At 74.5% G+C, this 10,706-nt stretch carries 8 protein-coding genes; 1 reads left to right on the forward strand and 7 read right to left on the reverse strand.

What is annotated here, in order from left to right:
• Positions 1–11: 11 nt before the first annotated feature.
• From ABTY62_RS37380 to ABTY62_RS37410, 7 genes are all read right to left on the reverse strand, one after another.
• The gene (locus tag ABTY62_RS37380) at positions 12–2,339 is read right to left on the reverse strand and encodes a xanthine dehydrogenase family protein molybdopterin-binding subunit (protein WP_352133847.1); all 2,328 of its coding nucleotides are present in this window, start codon (positions 2,337–2,339) and stop codon (positions 12–14) included.
• On the reverse strand, positions 2,336–4,570 hold the full coding sequence (locus ABTY62_RS37385; RefSeq protein ID WP_352133848.1) for a 2Fe-2S iron-sulfur cluster-binding protein: 2,235 nt from the start codon (positions 4,568–4,570) through the stop codon (positions 2,336–2,338). Before ABTY62_RS37385 ends, ABTY62_RS37380 begins: the two co-directional genes overlap by 4 nt.
• Entirely contained in the window at positions 4,567–5,466 is a 900-nt protein-coding gene (locus tag ABTY62_RS37390) for an FAD binding domain-containing protein (protein ID WP_311727386.1), read from the reverse strand. Before ABTY62_RS37390 ends, ABTY62_RS37385 begins: the two co-directional genes overlap by 4 nt.
• Positions 5,467–5,741: 275 nt before the next feature.
• A complete protein-coding gene (locus ABTY62_RS37395; protein ID WP_352133849.1) occupies positions 5,742–7,445 on the reverse strand; it encodes a beta-N-acetylhexosaminidase in 1,704 nt (567 codons plus the stop codon).
• 79 nt (positions 7,446–7,524) lie between these two features.
• The gene (locus tag ABTY62_RS37400) at positions 7,525–7,935 is read right to left on the reverse strand and encodes a hypothetical protein (protein WP_352133850.1); all 411 of its coding nucleotides are present in this window, start codon (positions 7,933–7,935) and stop codon (positions 7,525–7,527) included.
• A 218-nt stretch (positions 7,936–8,153) separates the two neighbouring features.
• The gene (locus ABTY62_RS37405; protein ID WP_311727389.1) at positions 8,154–8,438 is read right to left on the reverse strand and encodes a DUF3039 domain-containing protein; all 285 of its coding nucleotides are present in this window, start codon (positions 8,436–8,438) and stop codon (positions 8,154–8,156) included.
• A 92-nt stretch (positions 8,439–8,530) separates the two neighbouring features.
• The gene (locus ABTY62_RS37410; protein ID WP_311727390.1) at positions 8,531–9,121 is read right to left on the reverse strand and encodes a YqgE/AlgH family protein; all 591 of its coding nucleotides are present in this window, start codon (positions 9,119–9,121) and stop codon (positions 8,531–8,533) included.
• Between the two features lie 238 nt (positions 9,122–9,359).
• Here ABTY62_RS37410 and murA point away from each other — a divergent pair, with 238 nt between their 5' ends.
• Positions 9,360–10,703 (forward strand): UDP-N-acetylglucosamine 1-carboxyvinyltransferase, encoded by a 1,344-nt coding sequence (murA, locus tag ABTY62_RS37415; protein WP_352133851.1) that lies wholly within the window; start codon positions 9,360–9,362, stop codon positions 10,701–10,703.
• The last annotated feature ends 3 nt before the right edge of the window (positions 10,704–10,706 follow it).

Here is a 10,706-nt window from a genome sequence, read left to right on the forward strand (position 1 = left end):
TCAGGCTGTGATCAGGTCTTGTTGACGACCGCCGCCTGGGGCCGGATCGGCAGCCTGTTGACCGGGCGGGCGGTCGCCGAGCGGACGGCCGAGGCCACCGCAGCCGGGGTGGTGACGACGGGTACCGCGCTGGCGGCCTTGGCGCCGAAGGGGGCGATCACGTCCCGCTCCTCGACGAGTTTGACGATGTGGATGTCGGGGACGTCCACGGCGGTCGGCAGGGTGTAGCCGGTGAGGTCGGGGTGGCGGATCACGCCGCGGGAGGTGCGGAGGTTCTCGGTGAGGGCCGCGCCGATGCCCTGGGCGACGCCCGCCTCGATCCGGGCGGCCAGCTGGCGGGGGTTGAGCACCCGGCCCACGTCCTGGGCGACCGTCATGTCCACCACGCGCACCGCGCCGATCTCGATGTCGACGTCGACCACGGCGCGGATCGCGCAGAAGGCGAGGCCGACGAAGGCGTCGCCCTGGCCGGTCTCGTCCAGCGGCTCGGTGGGGTGCGGGCGGCACTGGGCGGTGGCCCAGAGCTCCTTGCCCTCCAGGGCCTCGTCGACGGTGGTGCTGAGCACCCCGTCGTATGAGGTGATCTTGCCGTCGGCGATGGTCAGCAGCTCCGTCGACATGCCGAACTTGTGCGCGAGCGGCTGGAGCAGCTGGGTGCGGACCATCTTCGCGGCCCGCTCGACCGCGCCGCCCGACACCCAGGTGTGGCGGCCGCGCGCCGCGGGCCCGGCCGGGGGCTGGTCGGTGTCGACCGGGGCGACGTGCACCTCCTCGATGCCGAGGACCTCCTGGACGATCTGGCGGGCCAGGGTGGTGAAGCCCTGGCCGGTCTCGACGGCCGCGCAGATGACGGTGGCCACCGAGCCGGTGACCTTGACCGTGGCGGTGGAGACCTCGTCGGCGCCCTCGGCGCCGAGCATGTGCACCATGCCCAGGGCGTAGCCGACGCCGCGCCGCACCGCGCCCGGCTCGCCCGCGCCCTCGGGGCCGCCGGGCAGCAGCCACTCCTCCTCGGGGTCGTCCTTGGGGAGCGGGGGCAGCGGGGTGTCCCGTACGGCGCGCAGCAGTTCGGCGACCGGGGCCGGGCAGGTGACGGTCTGGCCGGTGGGCAGCAGATCGCCGGTGGCCATGGCGTTGCGCAGCCGGATCTCGGCCGGGTCGAGGCCCAGCTTCGCCGCCAGCTTGTCCATCTGGCCCTCGTACGCGGCGCACACCTGCATGGCGCCCTCGCCGCGCACATGGCCGGACGGCGGGTTGTTGGTGCGCACCGCCCAGCCCTCGATGAACGCGTGCGGCACGACGTACGGGCCGCAGGCGAAGGAGACCGCGGCGGCCAGCGAGTCCGCGGAGGAGTCCGCGTACGGGCCCGCGTCCAGCAGGATCTGCGCCTCGACCTTCACCAACTTGCCCTCGGCGTCGGCGTGGTGGCGGTAGCGCAGCAGGGTGGGGTGGCGGTGGGCGTGGCCGAGGAAGGACTCCTCGCGGGTCGCGGCGAGCTTGACCGGGTGGCCGGTGCGCAGCGCGAGCAGGCCGAGCGGCAGCTGCATGCCGGGGTCCTCGCGCTCGCCCATGGCGCCCGGCACGCCGGTGACCACGACCTTGACCCGCTCCGGCTCCAGGCCGAAGCAGGCGGCGGCCAGGTCGCGGTCGGCGTGCGGGTCGGTGGAGGCGGTGTAGATCTCCACGCCGCCGTCGGGGCGGGGCACGGCCAGGCCCGCCTCGGCGCCGATGGGCGCCGGGTCCTGACGGCCGATCCGGTACAGGCCCTCGGCGATGACCTCGCCGACGACGTCGGGGTCGCCGAAGCGCAGCGGGATGTGGCGGACCAGGTTGCCGTCGGGGTGCAGCGGCTCGGCGGCGAACGCCTGCTCGGGGTCGGTGACCGGCTCCAGCACCTCGTACTCGACGGCGATGGCGGCGGCGGCCAGCCGGGCGGTGTCGGGGTGGTCGGCGGCGACCGCGGCGATCGGCTCGCCGTGGTGGCGGACCAGGTCCTTGGCGAAGACGGGGCGGTCGGCGACGCGGCGGCCGTGCGCGGCGTCGCCCGGCACATCGGCGTGGGTCACCACGGCCCGGACGCCCGGCATCTGGGCGGCGGGCGCGGTGTCGATGGAGACGATGCGAGCGTGCGGATGCGGGGAGCGCAGCACGGCGGCCCACAGCAGCCCTTCGGCCCACAGGTCGGCGGCGTACGGGAAGGTGCCGGAGGTCTTGGCCGCCGCGTCGACGGGCTCCAGCGACACCCCGAGGCCGATGACCGGCGGCTCCTTGGGCGTGAGGGGGACTCCGGCGGCGGGGGTTGCGGTGGCGGCGCCGGTGCCGTCCGCGATTCCAGTCATGCCGTAGCCCTCCCACTGCCCGTGCCGCTGCCGCTGCCGTCGAAGCCGCCGTCGCCGGTGCCGTTCATCCCCGGCGGGCCGGCCTGGTGCGGGATGCGGGCGGCGGCTTCCTGCCCGCCGTCCGCCGCCTCGTCCTCCTCCGCGGCGGCCGCGGCCGCCGCCTCCCGGCCCTCGACGACCTCGCGGACCGCGTCGACCACCCCGCGGTAGCCGGAGCAGCGGCACAGGTTGCCGCTGATCGCCTGCCGGGTCTGGAGGTCGGTCGGGGAGTGGTTGCCCTCCAGCAGGTCGTGCACGGTCATGGCCATCCCGGGCACGCAGAACCCGCACTGCACCGCCCCGCAGGCGGCCAGCGCGCGCTGCACGTCCGAGGGCTGCCCGTCCACGGCCAGGCCCTCGACCGTACGGACCTCACAGCCCGCGGCGGTCGCGGCGGGCACCAGGCACGAGGCCACCAGCCGCCCGTCGACCTGGACGGAGCAGGCGCCGCACTCGCCCTGCGAGCAGCCGTCCTTGGCCCCGGCCAGGCCCAGGCGCTCGCGCAGCACGTAGAGCAGGGACTCCCCGATCCAGGCGTCGGTGACGGGGCGGTCGGCGCCGTTGACGTGCAGGACGTAGGAGGCGCTGGGGTGCTCGCTGTCGGTCTGGAGGGTCTCGGCGGCGTCGGCGGCCTCGGGTGCGGCCTGGTCCGGTGCCTCCAGGGCCTCCAGAGTGTCCGGTGCCTCCAGGGTGTCCGCCGTGGCCTGAGCTTCCGGTGTGTCCGGCGCGTCCGGCTCGGCGACCCCGGGGGCCGTCTCCTCGACCAGGGGCGCGCCGTGGCCGTCCGGCGCCAACTCGGCCGATTCGGCGGTCTGTCCGGGGTCGGGCTCCGCCGGGGCCTGGGGGGCCTCGTCCGCCACGGGGGCCCGGGGGGCCTCGGGGGCGGCGGCCGCTACGCCGTGCGGCGGGGTCGCCCGGCCCGCGTGGTCCTCGGCGTCGTAACCGTCGTCCACGAACCCGCCATGGCCGCCCACGGGCGCCACGCCGTGCGGCGGGGTCCCCGGGCCGGTGTGGTCGTCGACGCCGACCGCGCCACCGCCCACCGGGCCGTCCTGGGCGCCGTAGCCGTCGTAACCGTCGTCCACGAACCCGCCGCGGCCGCCGACGGGCGCCACGCCGTGCGGCGGGGTCGCCTGGGCCGTGTGTCCGGCCGCGGGGGCGGCGCTCCGGGCGCCGTGCGTCAACTCCTCGGGCCAGTCGTCCACCTCGGGCACCTCGGTGCCCCCCGCCGGGGTGGGCGCGCCGGGGTGTCCGACGGGCACATCGGCGCCGCCGGGCAGCCTCAGCCGCCGCCGGGCGGGGCCGCGGTTCGCCGGCGGGGCCGCGGGCGCGGGGCCGCTGCGGACGGCGTGGTCGCCGAGCGCGTACTCGCCCGAATCGTCGGCGCCCCCGGCGCCGTTGTCACCGGCCGCCGGAGCCGGCCACTGACCGGTCCGGCCCGGCTGCTGCGGGTGCTGCCCGGGCGCGCCGTCCGCGAAGGGCGTCGTCCACTGCGCGGTGTCCTGCGCGGTGTCCTGCCCGCCGTACGGGCGCGTCGCCGGGCCGGGGTGCTCGTCGACCCGGTATTCGCCGGTCTCGTCGACGCCGTCGTCGGCCGCGGCCGGGATCGTCCACTGGCCGTTGGCCGCGGCCTCGGGCACGGGCCACTGGGCCGCGGCCGCCTGGTCGTTGACCGGGTACACGCCGGTCTCGTCGACGCCGTCGTCGGCGGCGAACGGGATCGTCCACTGGCCGGTCCGGCCCGGCTGCTGCGGCTGCCACTGGTCGTGCGGGGAGTGCTGGGCGTGCGGGTTCTGGTGTTCCCCGTAGGCGTACTCGCCCGAGTCGCCGTTACCGCCCGCGCCGGGCTGCGCCCACTGTCCTGAGGCATCGGCGCCGGCATCCACCGGCATGGTCCAGTGCCCGGTCCCCGACTGGTCGGCGGGCGCTCCGGGCGCGTGGGCCGTCGGCTGCCACTGGCCGCCCTGCGAGGGCGCCGCGGGCGTGCCCGTCATGGGCGGCGGGGTGTAGCCGGTGCCGGGGGCCGCGAGCGGGTCCCACCCGCCGCCCGCGAGGGCGGCCGGGTCGTGGTGCGAGTGGTCGGGCGGCAGCTGCACGAACGCGGTGGCCTCCGCGTCGTACTCGGGGCCGTGCGGCATCGGCTGCCACCCGCTCCCCGGTTCCGGCCGGTGCGGCTGCTGTTCGTCACTCACGCGAGTGCCCTCCCCAATGCTCGGCGGGCCAGAGCTGCCACCGTACGCCTCAGATGGATGGCGGCGGGCGGCAGGGGCACGGGCTCGGAGCCGTCCGCCGTTGGAGCCGGGTCGGGGATGCAGGCGGCGGCGACGTACTCCCCGAAAGCCGCGCTCACCTGCGGGTCGAGACGCCCCCGGTCGCCGTCCCAGTCGATCAGCGAGGCCACCCAGCGCTCGGCCTCCAGCGGCCGCAGCGGCATGGGCGCGACCGCGCCGACCGCGCAGCGCACCCCCCGCCGCGCCGGGTCCAGCACAACGGCGCACGAGGCAGTGGCCCGGCCCGGGCCGGTGCGCCCGGTGGCCTTGAGGAACGCCTGGGGGGCGTGCAGGATCGGCACCCGCACGAACCCGACGAGTTCGCCCGGCCGCAGCATCTCGACCCCGGCCAGCAGATGGCTGACCGGGATCTCGCGGCGCGCCCCCTCGGGTCCGGCGATGATGACCGTGGCCTCCAGCGCGGCGAGCACCGGCAGCGCGTCGCCCGTGGGGGCGGCGGTGACGATGTTGCCGCCGAGGGTGCCGGCGTTGCGGATCTGCGGCGGCCCGGCGGCGCGCGCCGCGGCGGCCAGCGCCGGGATGAGCGCGGCGAAGTCGGGGCGGCCCATGCGCGCGTGGGACAGTCCGGCGCCCAGCAGGGCGTGCCCGTCCAGGTAGCGCCAGCCGCGGATCTCGCTGATCCGGCCGAGGCCGACGAGCGCGGCGGGCCGCAGCAGCCCGGAGTTGACGGCGGCCATCAGATCGGTTCCGCCCGCGACGGGCACGGCGGCGGGCATGGCGGCCAGCGCCGCCACGGCCTCGTCGAGCGTGCTCGGCAACGTCACCGTGTGCGCCGCCTGCGGTGCGTGCGTGGTCAACCCAGCTGCCCCTTCCCCGGTGTCCCGGCTGTTGCGCCGTACGGTACGTGCTGACAGCCCGGACGTGGCAACTCTGGCACATCTTCCGAGTCCGCCGTCGCGAGGGTCCGTGAAGCATGGATCCGTCCCCGACCAGGGGGATGGTACGGGTTTCGGGCGACGTCTCCGCCAGGTGTGGATTGCCACGTTTCAGGGACCCTTGTACGACTTGGGGTTGCGCCGGGGGACCACGGTCCCAGGGGCGCGCCGCCGGGGGGCGTACCTTCCGGCGCGCCTCACACGATCGGGGGCGACCCGTCGATCGGACGTCCGGATACACCGGGGCGCCGCTGCCAGGGGCGCGGGCCGCCGGGGGGCCGGTAGTCCACGCCGAGCGCGTCCAGGCGCGCGTAGTGGGCCGTCATGCGCGCCTCGAAGCCCGCGAAGTCCCGTTCGAACGGGGGCGGGAGAGGCGACCACACGGCTTCGGCGAAGGCGGCGAGGCGGGGGAATGTCTGATAGTCGACGCGCCGCCGGTCCTCCAGCACCTCCGTCCAGACATTCGCCTGGGCGCCGAGCACGCGCTCCGCCTCCGCGCCGGTGAGCTCGGGGGGAACCGGCTCGAAGCGGTAGACATCCTCCAGGGTGCGCACGTAGCCGATGGGGACCGGCTCGTCGTCGCCGGGCGCCTGGCGGTAGTCGAAGTAGACCTGCTGCTTGGGACACATGACGACGTCGTGGCCGGCGCGGGCGGCCGCGATGCCGCCCGCGTAGCCGCGCCAGGAGGACACGACGGCACCCTCCGCCAGGCCGGTCGCGCCGACGGCCTCCTTTGTCGCGGCCGTGACGCCTTCCGGCGGGTCGGCCTCCAGGGCGGTCCCCTCCAGGATCTCGTCCCAGCCGATCAGGCGGCGGCCGCGCTCGGCGAGCCAGTGGCCGAAGTGGCCCACGAACCAGCTCTGGAGCTCGTCCTCGTCGGCCAGGCCCAGCTCCCGGATCCGGGCCTGGGCGGCCGGGGAGGCCCGCCACTGCTCCTTGGGGCACTCGTCGCCGCCGATGTGGACGAAGGTGCCCGGGAAGAGCTCCAGGACCTCCTCGAGGACGTTCTCGTAGAAGCGCAGCGTGGTGTCGGCGGGTGAGAGTACGTTCGGATTGACGCCCCAGGTCGTCCAGACGCCGAGGGAGGCGGTGTCGACGGCGTCGGCGTTGCCCAGCTCCGGGTAAGCGGCGATGGCGGCCTGCGAGTGCCCGGGGACGTCGATCTCCGGGATGACGGTGATGTGCCGCTCGGCGGCGTACGCGACGATCTCGCGGATGTCGTCCTGGGTGTAGTGGCCGCCGTGCGGGCGCTCGTCCCACAGCGGTGAGTCGCGGTGCCCGAATTTGGTGCGCTCGCGCCAGGAGCCGACCTCGGTGAGCCTGGGGTAGCGGCGGATCTCCAGACGCCAGCCCTGGTCGTCGGTCAGGTGCAGATGCAGCACGTTGAGCTTGTGCGCGGCCATGAGGTCGAGGTACGCGAGGAGATCGCCCTTGGGCATGAAGTGCCGCGCCACGTCCAGCATCAGGCCGCGCCAGCCGAAGCGCGGGGCGTCCTCGATCACCCCGCAGGGCACCGTCCACTCCGCCCGGGCCGCGATCGGCGCCCGCCGGAAGGCGTCGGGGCCGAGCAGTTGGCGGAGGGTCTGCGCGGCCCAGAAGACGCCGGCCGGGCCGCCGCCGTCGACCCTGATCGCGTGACCGTCGACGGCGATGCGATAGCCCTCGGGGCCGAGCCGCTGCCCGATCCCGGGGTCGATGCGCAGCACGACGCGGTTGTCGTCGGCCTCGCCTGGCGCCAGCGGCAGTCCGGTCGCGGCGCCGACGGTGGCCCTCAGCCAGCGCGCGGCGGCCTCGGTGCCGGGGCCGGCGTCCAGCAGGGTCCGGTGGTCCAGGGGGTATCGGGCGTCGGACAGCGGCTCGTACGCGCTGTGGGGCGCCGGGATCAGGTCCGTTGAGTTCATGGGCGAGACGCGTCCTTTCGCGGATGTTCGCGACCTTTTACGCCATTTGTAACGTTCCGCTGCCCTGGCGAACCCGTACTCAGCCGCCCGGCAACTGCCCGCCCGGGCCACCCGGTTCGGGATCCGGCACGGCCTCCACCCGGGCGCCCGCCGCCGCCAGCCGGACCACCACCTGCCCCCAGTCCGGCCAGCAGCTCCGTATCCGCTCCAGCACCCCGCGCCCGGCGACCAGCACGATCTCACAGCCCGGCTCGTCGGCCCACTCCAGCAGCCTGGGAAGGGTGGGCTGCGCGGCCGAGACGACACAGCTGCCCGCCGGCCGGTAGCCGCGCTCGGCGGCCAGCCGCGCGCACCGGTCCAGCTGGGCGTCCCAGTCCTTCTCGAACTGGCGGTACCCGCCCGCCGCTTCCGTCTCGGGCTCGTCGACCTCCCGTGCGCCGAAGACCAGGTAGGCCGCCCGCTCGGCACCGCTCTCCCCGCGCCCGCTCATAGGGCGACCCTAGCGGCGCGGTCCGCGCCGCCGACGCGGTATTCCGCGAGGTGCGCGGCATATGCCAAATATGACCGCGCGGCATGCGGACACAGGAAACATATGGACCCACACGGCACGGCACGCCCGGCCCGCGGCCCCCGGATGAGGGGGCGCGGGCCGGGCGTGTCACGCGCGCGGGGCTCCGGCGGGTGGCGCCGGGGCGCAGAGCCGGTCAGCTACTTCTTGTCGCCGTCCTTGCCCTTGTCGCCACCGGCGCCCATGCCGTCGAAGATCTCCTTGCACATGGGGCAGACCGGGTACTTCTTCGGGTCGCGGCCCGGGACCCAGACCTTGCCGCAGAGTGCCACCACCGGAGATCCGGAGAGCGCGCTCTCCATGATCTTGTCCTTCTGTACGTAATGGGCGTAGCGCTCGTGGTCGCCGTCACCGTGCGACACCTGAGGTGTCGGCTCTACGAGGGTCCCCGTGCCTGCCCCGCGCTCGGGCTCAAGAGTGCTCATACAGCCCTAGGGTACTCACGCGCGGAGCGAACGACGGATCAGCGCCTCCCGCGGCATCGGCCGGTGTCGCCGCCACCCGGCACGCACCACCCCTAGTTGAGCGAGGGGTCGTCGGGATAGGTGGCGACCATCGCCAGTTCGCTGCGCTGGCGGCGCAGCACCGCCCGCCACAGCCGCTCCGGGGCGGGCGAGGAGACATCGCCCGGCTCGGACTCCACGACGTACCACGCGCCGTCGGACAGCTCGTCCTCCAGCTGCCCGGGCCCCCACCCGGCGTAGCCCGCGAAGATCCGCAGCGAGCCGACGGCGGCGGCCAGCAGCTCGGGCGGCGCCTCCAGGTCGACGAGCCCGATCGCGCCGTGCACCCGGCGCCAGCCGAGCGGCCCGTCCTCGGTCACCGAGGAGGCGGCTCTCCCGGCCTCGCCGGGGACCACGGCGACCCCCAGCGCGGAGTCCAGCGACACCGGGCCGCCCTGGAACACCACCCCCGGCTCCCCGGCCAGCGCGGCCCAGGACTCCAGGATGTCGCCGACCCCCACCGGGGTCGGGCGGTTGAGCACGACGCCCAGCGACCCCTCCTCGTCGTGGTCGAGGAGGAGCACCACCGCGCGGTCGAAGTTCGGGTCCGCCAGCGCCGGTGTCGCGACTAGCAGCCGTCCTGTGAGCGAGGACACCTCGGTCATGGACACATGATCCCGCATGTTTGCCCCGGAGGGGGAGTGGAAGACGAGTCCCGAGTGAGTGCAGGTCGGGGCGTACGACAGCAAGAACGGCGCACGTAACCGTCCGTTTTCTGATCTGAACCGAACGTGTTGTGACACATTCATGTCGGTTCCGTGGGCGCCTCGGGCATGCGGAGGCGCTCTCCTCGGCTATTACTCTTGCCTTTTGGCCCTGACCGTCCCAGGAACGCGAGACCAGATGACCCGCTCGAACGATGTCCTGCTCGTCCACGGCGGCACCCCGCTCGAAGGCGAGATCCGTGTCCGCGGCGCGAAGAACCTCGTGCCCAAGGCCATGGTCGCCGCGCTGCTCGGCAGTGGGCCGAGCCGGCTGCGCAACGTCCCCGACATCCGCGACGTGCGGGTGGTGCGCGGGCTGCTCCAGCTGCACGGCGTCACGGTACGCCCGGGTGACGAGGCCGGCGAGCTGGTGCTGGACCCCACCCACGTGGAGAGCGCGAACGTCGCCGACATCGACGCGCACGCGGGCTCCTCGCGCATCCCCATCCTCTTCTGCGGCCCGCTGCTGCACCGCCTCGGCCACGCCTTCATCCCGGGCCTGGGCGGCTGTGACATCGGCGGCCGGCCGATCGACTTCCACTTCGACGTGCTGCGCCAGTTCGGCGCCACGATCGAGAAGCGGGCGGACGGCCAGTACCTGGAGGCCCCGCAGCGGCTGCGCGGCGCCAAGATCCGCCTGCCGTACCCGTCGGTCGGCTCCACCGAGCAGGTGCTGCTGACGGCGGTGCTCGCCGAGGGCGTGACGGAGCTCTCCAACGCGGCCGTCGAGCCGGAGATCGAAGACCTGATCTGCGTCCTCCAGAAAATGGGCGCGATCATCTCCATGGACACCGACCGCACGATCCGGATCACCGGCGTCGACAAGCTCGACGGCTACAACCACCGCGCCCTGCCGGACCGCCTGGAGGCCGCCTCCTGGGCGAGCGCGGCGCTCGCGACCGAGGGCAGCATCTATGTGCGCGGCGCCAGCCAGCGCGAGATGATGACCTTCCTGAACACGTATCGCAAGGTCGGCGGCGCGTTCGACATCGACGACGAGGGCATACGGTTCTGGCACCCGGGCGGCAAGCTCAACGCCATCGCCCTGGAGACGGACGTCCACCCCGGCTTCCAGACCGACTGGCAGCAGCCCCTGGTCGTGGCCCTGACCCAGGCATCCGGGCTGTCCATCGTCCACGAGACGGTGTACGAGTCGCGCCTGGGCTTCACCTCCGCGCTCAACCAGATGGGCGCACACATCCAGCTCTACCGCGAGTGCCTGGGCGGCTCCGCCTGCCGCTTCGGCCAGCGGAACTTCCTGCACTCGGCGGTCGTGTCGGGCCCGACCCGGCTCCAGGGCGCCGACCTGGTCATCCCCGACCTGCGCGGCGGCTTCTCGTACCTCATCGCGGCCCTGGCCGCCCAGGGCACGTCCCGGGTCCACGGCATCGACCTGATCAACCGCGGCTACGAGAATTTCATGAGCAAGCTCGTGGAACTGGGCGCCAAGGTCGAGCTGCCGGGCGCGGAAGAGACCGCCTGAGCC

Source organism: Streptomyces sp. NPDC097640 (assembly GCF_040302705.1).
In the GTDB taxonomy this organism is placed as follows: domain Bacteria; phylum Actinomycetota; class Actinomycetes; order Streptomycetales; family Streptomycetaceae; genus Streptomyces.

What these genes read in the sequence shown, in the direction of transcription:
- ABTY62_RS37380 (WP_352133847.1), bottom strand. Translation starts at nt 2,339, where the DNA reads ATGACTGGAATCGCGGACGGCACCGGCGCCGCCACCGCAACCCCCGCC.
- ABTY62_RS37395 (WP_352133849.1), bottom strand. Translation starts at nt 7,445, where the DNA reads ATGAACTCAACGGACCTGATCCCGGCGCCCCACAGCGCGTACGAGCCG.
- ABTY62_RS37400 (WP_352133850.1), bottom strand. Translation starts at nt 7,935, where the DNA reads ATGAGCGGGCGCGGGGAGAGCGGTGCCGAGCGGGCGGCCTACCTGGTC.
- ABTY62_RS37405 (WP_311727389.1), bottom strand. Translation starts at nt 8,438, where the DNA reads ATGAGCACTCTTGAGCCCGAGCGCGGGGCAGGCACGGGGACCCTCGTA.
- ABTY62_RS37410 (WP_311727390.1), bottom strand. Translation starts at nt 9,121, where the DNA reads ATGACCGAGGTGTCCTCGCTCACAGGACGGCTGCTAGTCGCGACACCG.
- murA (WP_352133851.1), top strand. Translation starts at nt 9,360, where the DNA reads ATGACCCGCTCGAACGATGTCCTGCTCGTCCACGGCGGCACCCCGCTC.